Origin of the sequence: Paenarthrobacter sp. 22069, from assembly GCF_052046035.1 — a bacterium.
GTDB lineage: Bacteria > Actinomycetota > Actinomycetes > Actinomycetales > Micrococcaceae > Arthrobacter.
Genome location: NZ_JBQEQF010000027.1, coordinates 20253 through 39891 on the forward strand (window position 1 = coordinate 20253; position 19639 = coordinate 39891).

Annotated in this window: 16 protein-coding genes and 4 pseudogenes; 8 read left to right on the plus strand and 12 right to left on the minus strand. The window is 58.9% G+C overall.

Annotated features, from left to right (window positions below; genetic code table 11):
- Positions 1 to 10: 10 nt before the first annotated feature.
- Positions 11 to 1285 (minus strand): MFS transporter, encoded by a 1275-nt coding sequence (locus ACTJK0_RS18545; RefSeq protein ID WP_159629961.1) that lies wholly within the window; start codon positions 1283 to 1285, stop codon positions 11 to 13.
- Positions 1286 to 1426: 141 nt separating this feature from the next.
- Between ACTJK0_RS18545 and ACTJK0_RS18550 the strand changes: the two are divergent.
- Positions 1427 to 1519, plus strand: a pseudogene (locus tag ACTJK0_RS18550) (LacI family DNA-binding transcriptional regulator); the annotation flags it as partial.
- 30 nt (positions 1520 to 1549) lie between these two features.
- The gene (locus ACTJK0_RS18555; protein ID WP_440746200.1) at positions 1550 to 2485 is read left to right on the plus strand and encodes a LacI family DNA-binding transcriptional regulator; all 936 of its coding nucleotides are present in this window, start codon (positions 1550 to 1552) and stop codon (positions 2483 to 2485) included.
- 311 nt (positions 2486 to 2796) lie between these two features.
- Here ACTJK0_RS18555 and ACTJK0_RS18560 read toward each other — a convergent pair whose 3' ends face one another.
- From ACTJK0_RS18560 to ACTJK0_RS18575, 4 genes are all read right to left on the minus strand, one after another.
- On the minus strand, positions 2797 to 3102 hold the full coding sequence (locus ACTJK0_RS18560) for an antibiotic biosynthesis monooxygenase family protein (protein WP_159629957.1): 306 nt from the start codon (positions 3100 to 3102) through the stop codon (positions 2797 to 2799).
- A 420-nt stretch (positions 3103 to 3522) separates the two neighbouring features.
- Positions 3523 to 4920, minus strand: coding sequence for an FAD-binding oxidoreductase (locus ACTJK0_RS18565; protein WP_159629955.1), 1398 nt, complete (start codon positions 4918 to 4920; stop codon positions 3523 to 3525).
- Positions 4921 to 5123: 203 nt separating this feature from the next.
- Positions 5124 to 5954 carry a hypothetical protein gene (locus ACTJK0_RS18570; protein ID WP_159629953.1) on the minus strand — a complete coding sequence of 277 codons (831 nt, stop codon included), beginning with the start codon at positions 5952 to 5954 and terminating at the stop codon, positions 5124 to 5126.
- Positions 5955 to 6137: 183 nt separating this feature from the next.
- On the minus strand, positions 6138 to 7628 hold the full coding sequence (locus tag ACTJK0_RS18575) for an APC family permease (protein ID WP_159629951.1): 1491 nt from the start codon (positions 7626 to 7628) through the stop codon (positions 6138 to 6140).
- 573 nt (positions 7629 to 8201) lie between these two features.
- On the opposite strand from ACTJK0_RS18575, the pseudogene ACTJK0_RS18580 reads away from it, so the two are divergent.
- From ACTJK0_RS18580 to ACTJK0_RS18595, 4 genes and pseudogenes are all read left to right on the plus strand, one after another.
- Positions 8202 to 8347 (plus strand): annotated as a pseudogene (locus ACTJK0_RS18580) (IS110 family transposase); the annotation flags it as partial.
- A pseudogene (locus ACTJK0_RS18585) lies at positions 8327 to 8826 on the plus strand (IS110 family transposase); the annotation flags it as partial. The pseudogenes ACTJK0_RS18580 and ACTJK0_RS18585, both read left to right, overlap by 21 nt.
- Positions 8784 to 8975 carry a hypothetical protein gene (locus ACTJK0_RS18590; RefSeq protein WP_223995562.1) on the plus strand — a complete coding sequence of 64 codons (192 nt, stop codon included), beginning with the start codon at positions 8784 to 8786 and terminating at the stop codon, positions 8973 to 8975. The pseudogene ACTJK0_RS18585 and the gene ACTJK0_RS18590, both read left to right, overlap by 43 nt.
- Positions 8976 to 9014: 39 nt before the next feature.
- A pseudogene (locus tag ACTJK0_RS18595) lies at positions 9015 to 9295 on the plus strand (IS110 family transposase).
- A 360-nt stretch (positions 9296 to 9655) separates the two neighbouring features.
- Here the strand turns inward: ACTJK0_RS18595 and ACTJK0_RS18600 are convergent.
- The 6 genes from ACTJK0_RS18600 to ACTJK0_RS18625 form a co-directional block, all read right to left on the minus strand.
- Positions 9656 to 9964: a PDDEXK nuclease domain-containing protein gene (locus ACTJK0_RS18600; RefSeq protein ID WP_440746201.1), complete on the minus strand. Its 309-nt coding sequence runs from the start codon at positions 9962 to 9964 to the stop codon at positions 9656 to 9658.
- 79 nt (positions 9965 to 10043) lie between these two features.
- Positions 10044 to 11210: a helix-turn-helix domain-containing protein gene (locus tag ACTJK0_RS18605; protein WP_223995557.1), complete on the minus strand. Its 1167-nt coding sequence runs from the start codon at positions 11208 to 11210 to the stop codon at positions 10044 to 10046.
- Positions 11200 to 11919 carry a hypothetical protein gene (locus tag ACTJK0_RS18610; RefSeq protein ID WP_223995556.1) on the minus strand — a complete coding sequence of 240 codons (720 nt, stop codon included), beginning with the start codon at positions 11917 to 11919 and terminating at the stop codon, positions 11200 to 11202. Before ACTJK0_RS18610 ends, ACTJK0_RS18605 begins: the two co-directional genes overlap by 11 nt.
- Positions 11920 to 12178: 259 nt before the next feature.
- Positions 12179 to 12862, minus strand: coding sequence for a DUF3800 domain-containing protein (locus ACTJK0_RS18615; RefSeq protein WP_223995555.1), 684 nt, complete (start codon positions 12860 to 12862; stop codon positions 12179 to 12181).
- Positions 12859 to 13188 (minus strand): hypothetical protein, encoded by a 330-nt coding sequence (locus tag ACTJK0_RS18620; RefSeq protein WP_223995554.1) that lies wholly within the window; start codon positions 13186 to 13188, stop codon positions 12859 to 12861. Before ACTJK0_RS18620 ends, ACTJK0_RS18615 begins: the two co-directional genes overlap by 4 nt.
- Before the next feature lie 864 nt (positions 13189 to 14052).
- Positions 14053 to 15102, minus strand: a complete 1050-nt coding sequence (locus tag ACTJK0_RS18625; RefSeq protein WP_223995553.1) for a PDDEXK nuclease domain-containing protein — start codon at positions 15100 to 15102, stop codon at positions 14053 to 14055.
- Between the two features lie 330 nt (positions 15103 to 15432).
- On the opposite strand from ACTJK0_RS18625, the gene ACTJK0_RS18630 reads away from it, so the two are divergent.
- Positions 15433 to 16509 carry a tyrosine-type recombinase/integrase gene (locus ACTJK0_RS18630; protein ID WP_223995552.1) on the plus strand — a complete coding sequence of 359 codons (1077 nt, stop codon included), beginning with the start codon at positions 15433 to 15435 and terminating at the stop codon, positions 16507 to 16509.
- Complete coding sequence (locus tag ACTJK0_RS18635) at positions 16506 to 18800, plus strand: tyrosine-type recombinase/integrase (RefSeq protein WP_223995551.1); 2295 nt, start codon at positions 16506 to 16508, stop codon at positions 18798 to 18800. Before ACTJK0_RS18630 ends, ACTJK0_RS18635 begins: the two co-directional genes overlap by 4 nt.
- 1 nt (position 18801) lies before the next feature.
- Here the strand turns inward: ACTJK0_RS18635 and ACTJK0_RS18640 are convergent, their stop codons facing one another.
- Positions 18802 to 19599 carry a PDDEXK nuclease domain-containing protein gene (locus ACTJK0_RS18640; RefSeq protein WP_346656257.1) on the minus strand — a complete coding sequence of 266 codons (798 nt, stop codon included), beginning with the start codon at positions 19597 to 19599 and terminating at the stop codon, positions 18802 to 18804.
- Positions 19600 to 19639: the final 40 nt, after the last annotated feature.

Below are 19639 nucleotides of genomic sequence, written 5' to 3' on the forward strand. Positions count from 1 at the left end.
CGGTTTCCGTTCAGCGAGTCGATCGAATGAAGAAAAGAGGAACGATGCCGAGCAAAGTGAGCACGGCCCCCACGGCCAGCAACAGCGGGTAGTTTGGGGTTCCCCCGCCGACGCCGAGCAGCAGCGGCGCGATGAATGGCATTACCGAGAATGGCAGGGTGAATGCGATGTTGGTGACCCCGAGGTCGCGTGCCGCTGTGTTGGGGTCGTTCATGGTCGCCACAGCGAAGCCGATGTATCCGCCGTAGAGCATTCCGCCGGCGATGCCGCTGACAATGCTTACGCCGATAAGGAACGGCAGGACACCGTCTGCGAATGCGATCTGGATGGTTCCGGCGGCCATGATTACAGCCGTGGCCCCCAGGACCAGCTTGCGGCGGCCGGTGCGGTCGTTGAGCCACCCGGCGATCGGAGCGAAGATCACGGCAAGGATGCCGGGAATGACGTAGGCCAAGGTGATGACCCCTGGCAGTTCATCTTCCGGTACTGCAATGCGGTCTTGGAGGAGATAGACAGTATAGGTCGACACAACCCCCCAAGCGCACGTGACAAGGAACATCGCCACGAGAAAGGCACTGAAGTCAGGGGACTTGCGCGGATTGACGTAGAAGCTGCCCAAAAACTCACGGAAGCCGAAAGGAGCGATGTCATCGCCTGCCGGCCTGTCGTCGCGCAACAGCACGAGCAGCAGCCCACAGAACACCACTGCGACCGCGACGGGCAGACCGAACTGGGCCAGCACGTTTGACGGGAACCACTGTACAAAGAACACGCCCACGAGTAATGCCGCAGAAGCGGCCATACCAGACAGTGCCCCAACGAAACCCTGCTGCTTCTCGGGGATGCGGTCAGCGACAATGGCCAAAGATGCTGCAATCGACGCGTTCACGAAGGCCTGCATGATGATCCAGCCGAGCAGCAGCAGTGGCATTGAGTTGCTGAACCCGATGACGGCAGCCCCGGCGATCGTGCCGGCCAGACCCACCACTATCCACGGCCGTCTACGGCCAAACCTGCTCCGCGTCCGGTCGCTGAGCCGACCGAAAAGGGGATTCGCGATCAACGCGGTCAGCGTGCCGATCCCCGCAGCCATCGAGTAGCTGGTGGCCTTGCCATCCGGGTCTAGTTCGTCGATACGCAACGCGAGCGTGACGGAAGCGGGCAAGTTGATCGACATCCAGATGCCGAACAACGCGAGCACGTAGATTCCGATGAAGAGGGGACCGACACGCTCCGGGACGTTGTTGGTAGCCCCCGTCTCGGTTGCGCTAGTGGGTACTGACATAAATGATCCTCACCATTGAGAGTAGTGGACGAAGTTGGAAACGCTACCGGAAACGTTACCGGAAACGCTGCCGATATACTAGGGACCGGATTGTTGCAGTGCGAGCGAAAGCACAACTTAAGCTCTAGGGATAGGAACTTAATGCTTCGTAAGGTGACATTGGCGGACGTCTCGCGCGCGGCCGAGGTTGGGGTAGCTACGGTATCCAGGGCTCTCGGGGACCATCCGGATGTCAGCGAAACCACGCGCCAGCGCGTTCGCGCTGTGGCGCGCAATCTTGGGTATCGTCCCTCTGCCACAGCGCGGGCGCTGCGCAGCGGTGAGTACCGCGCTATCAGTGTCATCGTGCCCGATGCAGGGTGGGGATGGTGGGAGCCGGTCGTTCGCGCTGCATTTCGAGCAGCCGCCGAAGAGGGCTACTACCTTATGGCGCATCCAGTCGCCGGCACTAAAGGCGGCGCCGCCGCGATTGTGGGGGCACTTGCCAACGTACCGACGGACGGTGTGATCATTATTGGAGTGCCGGATCAAGATGGCGTGCGCGAAGCATGTGACCGCATAGCACTGCCTGCTATTGCGATCGACGATACTAGTCGCACTGTTCGGTTTCCGACCATTTCCGCGCAGAATCGGGAAGGCGCCCGAATTGCCGTTGAGTATTTGATTTCGCTCGGCAGACGATCGATCGCGCTCCTGCGTCCAAACATGGAAATGGAGACAGATACTTGGGGTGACGGGCTGTTCATTGACCACCGCACTCTGGGGTACCGGGATGCACTGGATTCGGCCGGAATTACCTTCGACGAGTCGCTGATAATTGACTGCATGGATCCCTTTAATGAAACACGCATGCACTGGAGGGAGCTGGAATCAGAACTGTCGAAAGGTATCAGAATTGACGCTATGTTCTGTGCTGCGGATACTATGGCAGCTGCCGCCCTGCGGACCCTTCGTGCCCGCGGGTTGAAGGTACCCGAAGACATCTCCATTGTGGGGTTTGACGATGAGCGCGCTGCCATGCTGGTCGATCCACAACTAACCACAATCCGGCAGCCCTACGCCGAGATGGGCCGGCATGCGGTTCAGTTACTGTTGCGCAAAATTCAAGGTGAGGACGTTGAGATTCGCCGCTACGAATTCGTCACGGAACTCGTACGACGTTCATCAACTCCCTCGCCCCAAGAGTGTCAGCAAAACTGACGGCACAACCGGATGACACGACCACACAAGCGTACCCGCATGCATGACCCGCCGGTCGCACAGTCGCCCTCGGTAGGACAGTCCGCCAGGAACGGCGGCAAACGATGTACGCCTTCAGGGCAGCGCGAATTTGTCGGCAACCAGTTGCAGCCACCGTACCGGCACGTTGGTTAGGTACGTCGGCTGCCGATTTCACCAAAACCAAACGAGGACAGACCCCTCAAACTCTCCACTGGCCCAAGCCCTAGCCCTAAGAGGACAACCCTGGGCCCAGTGGAGAGAAACGTCCGACGGAGGCCATTGGGCCAAAATTAGTTGGTACCCTGGGCATCCTCTATTACGTCGTACAGTGCGGTCCCGTGGTCTGCATGCTGTAGTTCGTCGAGCCTGGTACGCGAGGCGAGAAAGGCGGGATCCGCATGCCAAGCCTCCCAGTCCGCTTGACTTCTCCAGGTGCCAATGATGACGCGAGTACCGGGGGCGTCAGCGGGAGTGAGCAACTGACCGTGTATCCAGCCTTCCTTGTTGTGGGCTGATTTAAAGCGCTCTCGGATTAGCCGATCCCATTCTTGCTCTGCGTTCGACTCGAGCTGCATAGTGCTGACAACGGTTATCACGTCGCCTCCTCATGAGGATTGAATTTCTACCACAAACGTCTAGTCCGGGGAACAAGAACAGGATAGATGACCCCGCGCACGGCTGCGAAGTCTTCAGCACGTGCAGTTGTGCGCCGAGGAATGACCCTGGTGGCACTCATTCTTGCCCCTGTCTGGTGGCTCCAATAGCTGCCATTACAGATACCTAACGCAACTTACAACAAATGAAAAGTTCCACTCCCCCGGCAGCATTGGCGAAATGGACAAGCCCGCGGAATGTTCCATTACAACATCAAGCGAATTCGCTTGAGAATCGTCCCGTCAGCGGCCTCCGGTCCGCTTCGACCTGTCGTTGATCCTCCGCTTGAACGGGCTAATTGGTGGTTCAAGATGAGTGTCTGGCAGTCCACCCGGGCTTGTTAGCGCGGCGTCTTGGGAGGGTCAGAATCGCTGGGGGTCTACGTTGTAGTTGCGGTGGAAGCAGTTTTCCGGGTCGTATTCGCGTTTTACTGCAGCGAGGCGGCGGTAGACTTCTGGGGTATAGACCTCGATGACCATCTCTGGTGTGACCTCTGAATTGTTATTTAGGAGACCGAATTTAGAAGTCGTGGCACCGGCGTGAAGTAGGGCCGCGTCCAGCTCTCGTGCCCTCTCGGGGTACTTTGCAGCTCCGTGGCTCGTCCCGTCCCATTCCGCGACGGCCAGCACGCCCATCGCATCGCGGTGCCGGGCCGGCGTTCCCTTCGGGTTTCCGAAGGGCCTTCCTTCGATCTCCAGTTTCACAGAATTCCCGGTCGAGGGCTCGCTGATGAACTTATCGAGATTCGCCGCAACGGCTTCAGCGAAACGACCGTTTGACACGGCGATCTCCCGGTCGATCCAAAGGTTGAACATTCCGTCTTCGAAACTACCCACCTCGGCGTTAAGGGCGACTACCTCGTCGTACGAGCGGATGGCAATGGAGTCGGACACGGGTCGACCCAGGCCACGAAGCCGTTCGATGTCCCGTTCGGCGATATCGAGCTTTCCGAGGTGACCCACGCAGACTGTAATAGCAGGGGCCCCGCTTTCGTCCATGCTTATGAAAACGCTGGGGTAAAGATGATCTGCCATTGCGTTGAGCGCATCGAGGATGGACGTCAGAAGGCTGGGCAGCTTATCGACCGCTGGCTGCCAGGTCATGAATCCGGCAAGCATCTGCCTGGGCAGCTCGTGGAGAGCGACCTCGACCTCTGTGACGACACCAAAGTTAGGGCCTGCACCTCTGATTGCCCAGAACAATTCGGGCCGTTCATCCGCCGAGCAGTGAACCAGCTCGCCTGTTGCCGTCACCAAAGTCGCTCCCACGATGTTGTCGCTGGCGAGACCATAGAACGGAGTGAGGAAGCCGACGCCTCCATTGAGCGCGAGGCCGCAGAACCCGACTTTGGGGTGCATGCCCGTTACAGCCGCTAGACCGTGTCTGGCTGCCTCTTGGACGAGATCGCCAGCGATCACCCCACCACCGACGCGCGCTCTACCCGTGACCGTGTCAATGTCGATGCTATCCATCAGCCTGAGGTCCAAAACGATGCCGCCGTCGTTGGTCGCATACCCATTTGGATTGTGGCCACCGGCACGGACCGATATCTCAAGGTCATTTTCGCGTGCATAGCGAATGGCTTTCTGAACGTCTCCCGCGCTCGTGCAGCGCGCGATCACCGACGGCCGCTGCTGCAAGTGGCGGCCGTCCCAAATCCCCGCGACCGCATCAAAATCATTATTGCCGGGGAAAAGAACATCACCATCAATATTGAGTGGCGTGGTTATCCTTGGTAACGCCAATTTCTGCTCCTCCATCTCTTGACACACGACAGTCGCGGTTAATTTAGTTTCTCTGGTTCAGTCCGCAAGAGGGACTGCGTGCCTCGGTTCGAGCCCCTTGCTCCCGGATAGGGGCAGTATTTTTGTCAAAATTTCCTGTTCATACCAGATCCGCTGCTCCTGGCAGTCGCCCAATTCAGTGTGGAGGACGCGTCTGCAGCGGAACGGATGTAAGCAGGCTATGGAACTAGCCGGGCGAGGCCGCCGTCAACACTCAGTTCCCGATAAGCCTGCGTGATGTTCCCCTGAGAATTTCGACGCGCTGCTCGAGAAGCGAGTAACCGCGCCCTTTCTTCTGTTCCGACCTCATTCATTCGCTTGGCCACGATAGGCGTAAGCGTTTCGAGATCTTCCAGGCTCGTCTCACCGATCATTTTCGTAGCCAGCGATTCCTCAGTCGCATCAGTGAACACCTTTATGCTTTCCTCGGGCCTGAGAACCTGGGTCACGGAGTCCTCCAGACGCGGATCAATCGAGGTGATCTCAATGGTCGAGGAATGAGCGAGGCCGTTCTCCTGACCATACGCATAGACCGAGCGCAAGTTTTCCCTCAGGTAACGGAGATCTGTCCAGCCCAGTGGAGCTCGCTCGACATAGGAAAGATCACGTTCCGCGTGTTCGTCGGGGACCATCAACCGCGTGATCCCATAGTCCTTTACGGCGGCGAGCACGGAGTAGGAGTCGTTCTCTACAAGCACCTCGTAGCGATGGGGAACCACGTCAAGCATGATGTGGCTGCCGTGCATCTGCCCGACATGAAAGAGAATGATCGGTGGATACTGGGGCTTTGTCGTCGCACGCTCTGGAACCAGTCCGTAGAACAACGGCGTCATGGCAAGCAACGCGAGACTCGTCTCAATTGCCCCATACGGTTTGCTCAATACGATGCCAAGCCGCTCTGTCATGCCCCAGTTGGGGAACAGGTCGTCCAGCGTTCCGGAGGTGCGATTGCCGTCCGATCCAATACGAACGCCGAAACTTTCCCTGGCGACGAACTTGGAGAGGTGCATGTGAGCTCCTTATTGCATGCATCCCGTAACTCTGTCGGGATGGGATTCTTTTCAAAGACGCTTAACCGCGGTTGAGACTCTTAGTTCACGCGCAGATAGTGCGCGTGAACTAAGAGAAGGGCGATTGACGAGCTGCCACTGCCACTTTTGCCCGGTCATCACACCGGGTTTAGAAAGAGCGTATTAACTTTCCGTACCGGGAACCAGGTCGCCAGCGTCGTCTCGGCCGATTCTGGCGTATACCTCGGGTCGACGGCTGCGGTAGACCGCGGCCAGGATCATTCCCGTAGCGATGATGGCAAGGATCAAGCCCAAGAGCGCCCAGGTGAACCATCCTTCGGTACTGGTGAGCAATCCGAAATTGAGTCCGGAGAGCACTAGCGCTGTGGTGAAAAATACGAATGCGACACCGCTTCCAATGGCCGGCCACACCGCTTTTCGCCCACCTTTCTTATCCCGGGAAAGGAAGACAGTGATGGCAAGGGCAGCGAATGCAATAAGTATTGCGAATGCGAACGAGTAGATGCCTGCCAGGCGTGCGTACGCCGTCTCTCCGTCGGTTCCACTGAAAAGGACGATGCCGACGAGTACCATTACGCTGAGCACGACGGAAGACCGATGCGGGGAACCATGCCGGGCGTGCACACGGGCCAATGACTTGAACAGCGCTCCATCAGCCCCCAGGTTGAACAGGTAGCGGGAGACGATGTTGTGGCTCGCCAGAGAAAGGGCGAAGCAGCTTGTAATCAGAAGGGAAGTAACCGCGTAGTAGGCCGCGGTGCCGGTAAACTGCTGAACGCTTGCCCCGGAGGCCTCCACGACATTGTCGGTGAGTACGCCCATGATGGCGTTCGGCCCATAGGCGTTGATAAATACCCAAGCCGTGAGTGAGTAGAGGATGGCCAGGATTGCGACAACCGCGAAGGTTGCGCGCGGAATAGTTTTTTCAGGGCGCTTAACTTCGTCCCGGAAGATGATGGTGGCCTCGAATCCGCCATAGACGCCGATTCCGAACATGAAGGCGATGCCGATGTCACCACTGAAAATGTTCTCTGGTTTGAAGCTGTCGAGACCCATACCCTCCGCGCCTCCCTGCGTTATGACGGAGACGTTGTACATGACCATAAGGAGCAACTCCAGCGCCAGGAAGACTGTAAGGATCTTCGCAGAGAAGTCGATGTTCAGATAGCCAAGGATCGAGACGATGATAAACATAACGCTGCCGTACAGCCACCATGGGAGGTCTGGGCCATTGAGGGCGCTGTGTACAAGGTTCTCCGCGGCGATCCCACCAAGGACATACCCGGCAATGTTGGCTGCAAAATAGCAGACTATGGCCGTGAATCCTGTACCGAGACCAGCGATCTTTCCCAACCCGGCGGAAACATACGAGTAGTAGCCACCTGGTCTCGGTAGGCGAAGCCCCATGGCGACCAGACCGGAGGCGAAGAGCGCAGCGACAACGCCACACACGAGCAACATCACCGGTGTGCCGATGCCGTTGCCCAGGAGGATCGCAACGGGCAGGAACCCGAGGAAGTTCACCATCGGGCCGTTGTAGGCCAAGACAGTGAAGATGAGGTTTACAAAGCCGATGCTTCCCTTTAGTTGGGAATCTTTACTCGGCGGAAGGTCCACGCCGATCTCAGCCTTATGCATTTTTATCTCAGACATGGGGAATGCTCCTGGATTTGGTTGGGGGGCGAGCCGGTAGAGCTGCTGTGCGGCCACCATTCCTGCGGGTGCCTCGACGCTGAGGCCAGTTTTAGTCTGTTGTGCACGTCACTTTGCAGGTTCCATCTAAGTGGGCGAATCCCACGACGACAATCTGACTTGCATACGTTTTGAATCCGGAATTTGTACGGAAGTTTGAATCCGAAAGTACGGTCGCCGTGCTATTATCCGCTCGGATGTTCGCCTCCGAGTCTGAGTTCAGCAGTCGGCCGCATCCTTACTCAAGTCGTTGACAGCACCCGGGGTTCGACTCACGCAATAACTTCACCCCCCATTACATTTATTGCGTCCCCGAGGGCCGGGGATTTGGGCGCTGGACCTGGTATGACTTTCTTGCCCTGTCACTGATGATCCGGGGGTGTTGTCGCCAGGTTCGGAGACACGCGTTGACTGCTGATAGGGACACGGCTGGCTCCTTCCGAAGGATCCAGGTCTCTTTGTAACGTGGGTGCCAGCATCGGGTGTCGTGACTGTGGCCAGAAGTGGTGCAAGGGAGCGCCGGATGAACGAAGGATACGAGGTCTACTGCGGCTTGATGTTGGCAAATGCGAGCATCACGCGGCCGCGTTGAGCGCGGTCGTAAACGGGTAGTCGGTAAGGCGTTGCCGCAAGACGAGGCCCGGCTGCGCGAGCTTTTCACTTGCTTGCAGCAGCACGGCCGGGTCCTGGTGATCGTGGACGAACCCAACACCATCGGCGCACTGCCGATAGCCGTGGCCGGGGACTGCGGCTGCACCGTTGCCTACCTGCCCGGCCTGGCGACGCGCAAAGCGGCTGACCTGTACCGCGGAAGTCCAAAACGGACGCCCGGGATGCGTTCATCATCGCTGAGACCTCACGTGCCATGCCACGCACGCTGCGGGCAGTAGACCGAGACAGCGAAGTGCTCGCAGCGCTGAAGGTCCTCTTCGGATTCGACACTGACTTGACTCACGAATGCACCAGAGCGATCAACCGTCTGCGGTCTCAGATTCTGCAAATCTTCCCCGCCCTGGAGCGTGTCTTCCCAGGAACAGTGCTTACCCGGTCCCTGGTCCTGGAGCTGTTCATCAAGTACTCCGGCCCCATCGGGCTGCGAGCTGCCGGCGGTCCAATGTGCTGCGCTGGGCCCGAAACTACAGCCGGAAGTATCCGCTGAACCTGGTCGAGGCGATCTTTGCGGCATTGGACGAGCAAAGCGTCTCCGTCATCGGCGCCGAAGCCGTCGAGCTGGTCATCCCCCGCGTCGCAGCACAAACTAAAGAACACAAACACCAACGAGCGATCGTCGCCGAAGAAGTCGAATAGCTCCTCGATGACTTCCCTCTTTCCCAGATCTTGATGTCCATGCCGGGAGTAGGCATCAAGACCGCAGCGACGATACTCCTGACCATCGCCGATGCCGGCACCTTCACCTTCGCCGGACACCTCGCCGCCTATGCGGGAATAGCCCCGGTGACACGACGTCCGGCACCTCAATTCGCGGTAAATTTCCCGCCGGCTCCGGCAACAAGCAGCTCAAGAACGCACTGTTCAGATCCACATGGATTGCCAGCCGCCACCATCCGGCCTCAAAGGCCTACTACCAAAGAAACGGGACCAGGGAAAGAAGCCCAACGCCGCAGTAATCTGTCTCGCTCCGCGCTGCTGCGACGTCATCTACTCAATGCTCAGAAACGGCGCCCTCTACGAGGAGAAACCGCCCCAAGCCGCTGACGAAAAGCATAGGGACACGCCCCGCATGCTGAGACAGAACGCAGCCATTGAATGGAAGGTGCCGCCGAAAGGAACAAGCGCTATCTAGTCCGGTCTCAAGAACGCGACCCCAGTGGCAGATGTCTTTGGGAGGAGTACACCTCAACCTGACGTCAGGCAGCCGCTGCAAACCCGTCAGATTGGGGTCCGCGCCGGCCTTTCACCACGCACAAGTTTGCAGGTCTGAAACTCCAACCTGACATTTTGCCGGCGAGGACGGACGAGTCGGCCGGTCAGGTTGGTTCTGTCCAGTCCAGTGCAGCCGTGATCGATTTGGCGTCAGGAAGCTCGTCTTTGACCTCGGGCGGCAGGGCATCGTACGTGTACGAGGCGACAGCCATTGGAGAAGTGGCACGTCCCAGGCTGTAACGGACGATGTGCTCGTTCTTGCTGCCACAGATCAGGATCCCGACTGTTTCAGCGTGGGCCTCACGGCGCAGTCGATCATCGACGAGGGCTATGTAGAAGTTCAGTTTGCCGGCGTACTCTGGCTTGAATTTTCCGGTCTTGAGTTCGATCACGATGTAGCCCGTTAACCGCACTAACTGCGGTACCGACCGCAACCATCGAGCCTGTCAGCGTGCAATCTACAGTGGCGAACCGTAGCAACCGCATACTGCCTCAGCCGCCCACCAATCGTAGTCGAGGCCGGGTCTCACGGATGCCGACTAGCTCACGAACTCGCTCAAGTGGCCAACGGAGCTCATTGGCTAGGTCGACAATCGAAAAGCCGTTTCGCTCAGCCACGCCCATGGCCTCCATCAGCAGGGAAGGTTGTTCTCCCGGAGAATCGGCAGTTGCTGGATCATGGCGTATCCCCAGCCGATTTTGCTCACGAATTTTCTGGTAGGCGCGACGCACTGAAACATCAGCTACGCCTCTCACTTCCTGCATACGACGGACCAGTGACTCCGTAGATACACCCCACTCCAATCCAAGGCGGCCCAAGCGTGCCAGGTTCATCGTGGTTGGCAATAGGGGTTCAATCTCGGACAGCGGTGTCAGAAACTCAGCAGCAAACATGTCTGCCTCACGTTCTTGCCGGGGATCCCCTGGTACGACATCACGGTGTAAGACAAGATGACCGAGCTCGTGAGCACACGTGAAGCGATGCCGATAGACAGACTTGGCTCGCTCAGTTGTCGTGACCACCACGGGACGTTCGAGCGCCGACGTAGAGAATGCATCCACCCTCACGGACGTCTGGCGCCCACCAGCAAACGCAAGACAAGAAACCAAGATCCCGTTGTGCTCCATTGTGAGTGTTAGGTGCGGGAGGGGGCCGGTCCCCAGCTCCCAGTAGTCACGCAGCGCCTGGGCTGCCTCAGCGGGTGTCATTGATGAGGAGCTGTCATCAAGTGAGGGAACATTGGCTTCTGGAAGTAAAACCCGCTTTTCAATTGCCAGGGAAAGCTCCCACAACCACTCGACATAGGTGGCGGCTTTCAACTTCTCAGACGATCGTGTTGCGCGCAAACTTCTGAAATGCGCTTGGGATGCATCAACTTGTCCGATTGGGCGACCAGGTGTGAAGAAGGCCACCGGCACGTTCAATTCCCGGGCCAAGGCAGCAATTACGGTGGGTCCGGGCACCATTACTGCGGCTTCGTACTGGCCTATGGCTGCCCCTGAAACTCCGACAGCTTCTCCTAATGCCTGCTTCGTTAGGCCAGCTAGGCGACGTGCCTGACCCAGCCGAAGCGGTTCGAAATCGTCGTGTACCGCACGGGCTGACATGAGGACGTCATCGGAGAAAAGCTCGAGCTGGCGACCTGAGCTATCCTTCATTTCCAGTCTTCGGTTTCAGGTCGAACTGTTTCCGTGGAGCCTTATCGAATCGTTTGACTTCCGTATGGGGGGCAACACTAGCCGGCTCACGCCTGGCAGTCGACAAAGTATGAATGTCCGTCAGTTTCAAAGTCCCATCAGCATTCAACTGGGCGTCGGCACAAAGTATCTCGTACAGTCCTGCCACATTGCTCGAATAGGCCACCACGGTCACCGGATAGACTTCGCTGTCCCCAGCACTGGCAGCGTCTTCCACCTGTTCAAGGAAGGCACGGTCTGCTCCTGTGAGCTGCAACTGCTCGTCGATGTCCAGTGCCATAACCTCCTGCTGGGCAGCGACTGCCATATTGAAAGCTGCGATGCGCGCGTCAGAAGTGGCAAACTTCTTCAACAGGATGTCGACCCCGTCCTTGTTGGCGTAACGCCAAAAGACAACTGCTCGACCGTTAATGACGGGCAGTTTCCGAACGCCACGTTTGGGCTGGATGAAGGACACCTCCGGGCGCTTGCCTAAGGCCTTGTAGAACAAGTCCTGCGCCGAAAAGTTCACGGGACCGTACACTCTTCGATGCCCAGCGCTGATTTGTGCCTGCGCGTTCATGTGTTCGTCGTGTGCAGTGTTCAGTGCTTCGAGCATAGCCTCCTGCGTGAAGCGGCCGAGGGCACCGAAGCGTTCCAGCCACCACTGCGTTTCATGCGAGTTCTTCACATCTTCTCCTTTTGTCCTTACTCCATAAGATACTCGAACACTTCAGAAAAATGGCAAAAAGCGACACTTTTACGCGTGTCGCCCGCCTTGCTCGCATACGGCAGGAATCGGACCAGCCAGCGTCGCTGTTGACGGCGCCTCAAGCCGGCTTCAGGATTGGCTGGCCGTCAGCCGGTTTACGCTTTCGAAAAGTCCGTTGTATAGTTGGGATGCGGACTCGCCCCACACACGTGGATCGGCGGGTCTAGCTGTTTAAGGGCTAGATGGATTGGGGCCCTCCTTGGCAGTCCCTGGACGAGAGATATTCCGTGTACCAGTTCCAGGCAAATTTCTTGCCCGGATGTTGGTGGAGATGGCAAAAGACTGTGTACGCCACCAGATCCGCCATCTGTACCCATTGGGACCTGCCCGAGTCATGGAACATCGGATCTTCAATGATGTGCCGTGTGTCCAGAGGCAGGGCTCGGTGCGCGTTGTAATACGTTGGGTCAGAGCCGTTGCCATCCATGCTCATGAATGCGTAAGTTCCGTCAGTGGCGTGCTGTTCGTTGAGGCTGGCCAGCAGCTTCTGATACACGTCCTGGCGCTCCCGGTGATACTTGCTCCCTGTTGAGGTCGTCCTTCGGTAGACGGACCCAATCCTTATGTCGTCGCAGTTCGCCAGAGTTGCAAGGCAGTGGATCGCAACTTCGCGGCCCAGGGTCTTCCACTCCGTCTTGTCCGCCGTGGTACTGATTCGGTCACGTCCATTGATGAATTTCGTGGCATGCAGCTCTTGCGATGGCGGCACGGAGTGATTTCGGTACAAGGCCTTGCGCATCTCCAGAATAGCGCGGAGGGCGTAGCGCCAGCGTTCGGGCGAGCATTGAATCCAGCCATAGACGATGAGATTGCTGTCGACGGATCCCGAGTCGTCGACGTAGATGAGGCGCGAAATGGTCATTGGCCCGAGGCCTCCTTGCGGGTTGTCTTGGTGGATTTCTTTGCCAGTCGGTTCTTTCTTTCGCTGGCCGCGTGCTTCTGCAACGATCTTCGCGCGAGGTGTCCGAAGTCCCCAGTGAGGGAGTACCAGTTCCGGACGGTCCATCCTGTTGGGGAGAGGGGCGCCCTAATTTTTTCCACCCGGCGGTGGAGCAGCCCTTCGTCTTCGAGATCCTTCAGCCCCTTCTTGGCTGTTTGTGGTTTCAGCCCATACCACTTCTCAGCATTTTCGTAGGTTAGCCAGACCTCCGGCTTTGCATTGGTTTCTTTCGCCACGACGAGGAGCATAGCCAGGGCTGGCAGGCTGAGGCGCGCAAAGAATTCCTCGGTCCAGAAAGCGTCGGGAAGAACGAAGTAAGCGTTCCAACGGTCAGTTCGGCCCCCCGGGGCGTCGTAGTCCGCTTCGCCGTCTTCGCGTCGTGGGGTTACCCGCAGGAGTCGGTCTTCTCGGCTCCTCGCTATGAGTCCGAGCCCTTCAAGGTCGTTCCAGGCTCGGGACAGGGTTGATGCTGTCCAAGTAAGTCCTTTGGTTGTGGTGAGTGCACGAATCCAGACCCCACCCTGAAGGGGTTCTCGCCGTTCAGACAGCCAGGGCCAGCATGCGAGGAGCAAAATGTATAGGACGAGGGCACGATGCTTGCGTTGGGTCACCATGCGTGCAATGGTCGAAGCGCGCGGCTGGTCTGCGTCTGGCAGCTGTACCAGGACGTGCCGCAGCTGAGTGTATCCGCGTGCTGCGAGACGGAGCATTTCCGTTCGCGTTTCATGGGGCAACGCTCCCTCGTCCTCTTCGTGCATAGAGATGATCATGCCACAAAACGCGAAAACGCATTCCAGAAGTAGCAGGGTACCGATTGCCGTTTCGCATCAGATAATGCGATACGCCTTCGATACGCCAATGCGATGCCCTCTGCGATACCTATGCGATCCACATAGTTAGCGCCGATGCCAGGGTCGTTCAGTTCAATGTTTCGTGAGCGTATCCCCGCTACCCATTTCAAGTTTTTGTCCGTTGCGTTGGCTGACTAGCCCCAAGTGACGCTGAGGAGCGGTCGCCAGGCTCTCCGGGACACTGGCGATGGTAGGGGCATGATCCTCGGTTGGAAGTTGCCCCGCGCCGTCCCATCACGACGCAGGTGCGCGGCAGATCTTTCAGTTACGGGTCTCGGAATCAGCAATGGTGCCCTGTTCGAGCGCCGCAGTGATCGCTTCCGGCGATGGCAGCGCTGCTCGTTCTTCCGGAGGGAGAGAGTCGTAGGTATATGAGCTGACGGCGACGGGCTGCGAGGAGCCGTCCAGTGCGTACCTGACTGTCGGCTCGTGTTTGGAGCCACAAACGAGTATGCCCACGGTGGGAGCCATACCGGGGAACTTCACGAGGTCATCGACCGCTGCGACGTAGAAGTTCAGCTGGCCCAGATGTTCGGGTCTGAACTTGCCGGACTTGAGTTCCACGACAACAAAACGGTTGGTCGGTACATGTACAAGGAGAAGGTCGATGTAGAAGTCCTCACCTTCTACATCGAGGTGGAACTGCCGGCCATAGAAGGCGAACCCTCGGCCGAACTCAGCCAAAGTCTGAGACATCCGCTGAGTCATGGCCTCTTCCATGGCCAGTTCTTCGACTTCCTTGGTCAAACCGAGGAAGTCGAAGACCAAAGGATCCTTGGCTACACTGCGGGCCAAGGCCGCCCCGTCCTCGGACAGGCGTTCTTCAAGGTTGTTTGGTGCAGCACCAGCCCTGCGATGCAGCCCTGTGGTGATCTGGTGCTCAAGGACTTCAAGCCTCCAGTTGTGATCGCCTGCTCGTTCGGCGTACCAATTGCGAATCTCGGGGTCTTTCAGTTTGAGCAGTTCGATGATGTGGCCCCAGGGCAGGGCGCCAACCCGAGCCTTGTCCTCGGGATGGGACAAGTCCCAGGCTGCTGCGAAGGCCCGCATGTAAAAGAGGTTTGAACGGGAGAACCCACGCATGTGCGGAAACGCTGACTTCAAGTCTGTCGCCAATCGCTGCAGTATCTTGCCTCCCCAAGGCTGGGCTGCCTGACGTTCGAGGATCGTGGACCCGATTTCCCAGTACATCTGAACCATCGCACTGCTTGCAGCCTGCTGAGCGCGTAACTGTGCCGAGCTGACGAGTTCCTTGAGGGAAACGAGGATACCGGCATAGCCGTTGGGCAGTTCAGGTTCTATCTGGGGCACGCCCCCACCTTAGTCGTTGGAGCCGACGGGGCCCCTCGGCACGGCCTTCGCCTGAATTGTCCAAAGAACTTTGGACTATTCAGAACCCGATCCAGCGTGGCTCCCCATCCTTGCAGCAAATGGTCCAAAGAACTTTGGACAGTTGGCCGGCAGACAACGGATCACTCGGCTTTGGGGGGAGATGGCAGCCCATCCTAGGCGAGTGTCGGAGTGTCGTACGGCCGGTGGCCTGCCGTTCTGCAAGGCTCAGCTATGGACCGGACCGATTCCCGTCAGGAGTTCTATTCTCCACGCGTTCTACCGGGGGCGGACTTGCCGAGGACCGGCCGCGTGACCAGGACGGCGGATGGCCCCTTACCGTGGCGCGTCACCGGCCTGACCGCGGATGCCAAGGAGATCGACGACTTCCTGCTCACGCTGGCTACTAATGACTGCAGCGCGCAGACCCTTCGTTCCTACGCATTCGACCTACTTCGCTGGTGGAGGTTCCTGGCCGCCGTCGGGATCCGCTGGGACACCGCGACACGCGAGGACGTGCGCGACCTGGTCCTCTGGATGAGGCAGCCACAGCAGCAAGGCAGACGCGCGTACAGTCCCACCTCGATCAACCACATGCTCTCGGTACTTTTTGTGTTCTACGAGCATCACGCCCGGCTAGGGCAGGGGCCGGTTGCGAATCCGGTACCTAGCGCGGCCATGGGAATGCGCCGATACGAACATCACAACCCGCTGGCCCCTTACCAGCCGCAGAAGCGGGGGCCTTACCGGCAGCGCGTCGTCACAGGAACACCCAGGGCGCTCTCCCACGACCTCGTAGACCGGGTCTTCACGGCCCTGACCTCTACCCGGGACAAAGCGTTGGTGGCCATGTACCTGGCCACAGGTGCTCGGGCAAGCGAACTGCTCGGAATGAAGGCCCGGGACGTCGACTGGGGCAATCAGTCAATCGCGGTCGTATCCAAAGGGACTCGCGCGTACCAATGGGTGCCCACGTCCCCGGGCTCATTGACCTGGCTGAGGCTTTACCTTGGCGAGATGCCCTTGAACTCGCCTGAGGATGCCCTGTGGCGTACCCTTCGCCGGCCTTACCGCCCACTGCAATACTCTGCTTTGCGGGCAATGCTGGTGCGAGTAAACAAGGCCTTGGGAACCGGCCTTACGCTGCACGATTTCCGTCATACCTGCGCTTCCCGGCTGGCCAATGACCCGTCCATCCCTCTTACCGACGTGCAGGCCGTTCTAAGGCACAAGCACCTCACCACGACGTCCAAATACATCCATACCAACACCCAGGACATGGTCCAACGCGTCCTGCAGCACCACGATGCGCCTCCGAAGGCAACACCAACACCCGCCTGGGGATACGACCCATCAGACATGGCCGAGCTCTTCGGCACCTTGCCATGACGACCACCGTGACTGTCCCTGAAACCTCGACCTCTTGGGAGTCGCTCTCCGCCCCTGAGGGCGCCCGGTGGAGCCTGAACGAAATTACTGCCCGCTCCACCGAGCTGCTCCCAGGCACCAAGAAAAGACAGGTGGAACGGGCAAAAGGTTTGGCCTACCTTTTGGAATGGCTTAGCACTTTCCCCGGGGATAACTGGCAGCAGCGTTGGATTGCGGCAGGTTGCGACCAGGCTGGCACATCCTGGGGGCAACAGGACCTCATTCCGTACAGGAAGTCGCTGCAGGGCAGTGCTGTGATCGCTCTCGTCGTTCTTGGCGTCGTCCGGCCTTCCATGCTTTGGCTGCGGACCGCCACCCCGCCGCACATGTTCATCACCTACAGAAACGTCGTCGACTCCGAAACGTTTGCCCTGTTGGATGAGAAGCTCAGCACTTTTCACCTGTCGAAAACCTCCAAAATGTTGGCCCTGAACGCGATGACCCTTCTGAGGATCCGTACAGGTGTCCCGTTGCTGAGCGTCACGGCATCACAGTTCCTTTGTGCCGAAGCTGAATGGAAAGCCTTGAGGAGAACCCGGTCGGTCGGAGTGGTCTGGCAAGCCCTCCAGGCTTGCGGGGCTCTATCAGGAGAGCCAGACGACTACCGTGCACTGCAGCTGGGGGGACAGCGCACGGTCCCACAGCTCGTCGACACGTACGGGGTAAGCAATTCGAGGATCCGCACGTTGCTCATCGACTACCTTACGGAGAGAGCTGCCGCTCTCGATTACTCGTCCTTGGCCGGGCTGACCCGCATGCTGGTCCGGAACTTCTGGGCCGACATTGAACGCTATAACCCCGGGCAGAACACCATCAGGCTCCCGCACGACACCGCGACAGCTTGGAAGCAACGCCTTCGGTACCTGTCTGGAGGGCGGGAACGCCGAGACTACTTTGCGCACCTGACCGCGGTGCGGGCGTTCTACACCGACCTTGCCCAGTGGGCAATCACCGAGCCAGAGCGATGGGCGCTGTGGGCCTGTCCGTCGCCGGTTAGCGCGGCCGAAACCAGCAACCTGGCCAAGCAAAAGCACCAACGGCAGTCGCGCATGCATCAGCGCACCCGAACCCTCGCACCCTGGCTCAATGCCCTCGTTTCAGCAGCGGCGAAGGAGCGCGCTGAAACGGCCGCACTTCTCCAAGCAGCATCTCAGGCAGCGGAAGGTGAATTCCTGACCGTTCACGGGACGACTTACCGCCGCGTTGTCCGCGGCCACTACCGGGACAACGGGTGGCCATCGATTGAGAACCTGGAGACGGGTGCTGTCATACGGTTGCACCGCGCGGAAGAAACGGCGTTCTGGAGCTGGGCTATTCTCGAGGTCCTCCGCCTGACAGGACTGCGTGTTGAGGAACTAGTGGAACTGACCCATACCTCCATCCGGCGTTACGATCCGACTGCTGGAGAAGCGACAGTCCTGCTGCACGTCGCTCCCTCGAAAACCGACAGGGAACGTCTCATCCCGGCATCTCCGGAACTGGCCTCAGTCTTGGCCACGATTATTCGCAGGGTAAAGGGACCGGATGACACCCTTCCCCTCGTAAGCCGCTTCGACCCCCTGGAACGCACTTGGGGAGCCAAGCTTCCTCACCTCTTCCAGCTCAGGCTTGGCGGAGTTCCCCGTGTACTTTCAACAGCCGGTGCGCGAAGCCTCCTCGGCGCGTTGGCCGCCAAAGCGGATTGCAAGGACATCGACGGAACACCCCTAACCTTCACCCCTCACGACCTGCGCCGCATCTTCGCAACGGAGACCGTCAACAGCGGTCTGCCTGTCCACATTGCCCAGCACTTGCTCGGCCACCTGAACCTCAACACGACCCAGGGCTACATCGCCGTCTACCCCGAACAGGTCATCAGAAACTACCGCGGCTTCATCGACAACCGGCGAGTCTTCCGCCCCACACAGGAGTACCGGGATCCCACCTCGGAAGAATGGGCGGAATTCGAGAACCACTTCACCCTCCGGAGGGTTGCCCTCGGAACATGCCACCGCCCCTACGGCACGCCCTGCATTCATGAGCATGCGTGTGTGCGCTGTCCCATGCTCCAAGTCGACCCCGCCCAGCTGCCTAGGCTTCACGAGCTAGAGACGAACGCAGTCAGGCGACTTGAAGAGGCCAAGCAAAAGACATGGCTCGGCGAAGTCGCCGCGCTCGAGGAATCATTGCGCCACATCCGGGAGAAACAAGTGCAGGCAACCCAAATCAGCGATCGGGTCAGCAGTGGCGCCGAGCTATACACCGGATACTAAGTCAGGCAGCTAAAGCGAACTGCTCCCGCCGACGTAAACCCTTAGTGCAGTTAAACCGAGACTGCTCGATATGGAAGAAGAGGAGGTCGACGTAGAAATCATCGCCGTCGACGTCGAAGTGGACCTGCCGTCCGACGAAGGCGAAGCCGGGGCCGAGTTCGCGGAGAGTTTCCGTGATCCTGCTCGTGAGGGCGTTTTCGAGGTCGCGTTCGGCAACCTCGCCGGACAGGCCGAGGAATTCGAAATTGTAGGGGTCCTTGGCCACCTGCTGGGCGAGCTCGGAATCCGGGGACACCAAGTGCTGCCCGAAGTTAGACGGCGCCGTCCCCGTGCGTTCCCGGGTCTTGTTCATGATCATGTTCATGAGCACGTCCCGCGTCCACCCGTACTGAACGGCAGCACCGGCATACCAGTCCCGTGCTTCCGGGGCGAGGCGCTTGTCCAGGATGATGCGGATGTGACCCCACGGCAAATGTCCCACAGGCTGTGGGACATTTGGATCGAAGCCCGGCCACGCCTCGGCGAAGCTGCGCATGTACTGCAGATTCGACCGCGACAGGCCCGTCATCTCGGGAAACTCGGCACGAAGGTCGTCGGCCAGCCGCCCGATGACCCCGCTCCCCCACCCCTCGGTCTCCTGGCGTTCGAGAATGGTTTTGCCGATAACCCAGTTCAAAGCGATGGCCTGGGTATTGACGGCGCGCAGCGCCTTGGCGCGGGCAGCCCTGACCTGGGTCTTGAGCTCGTTGAGGAGGGCGGCATATCCGGATGGGAGGGCGAGGTCACGGGCGTCAGACATGCGTTCGATCCTACCGACCAGCATCCACACACCCTTCCGT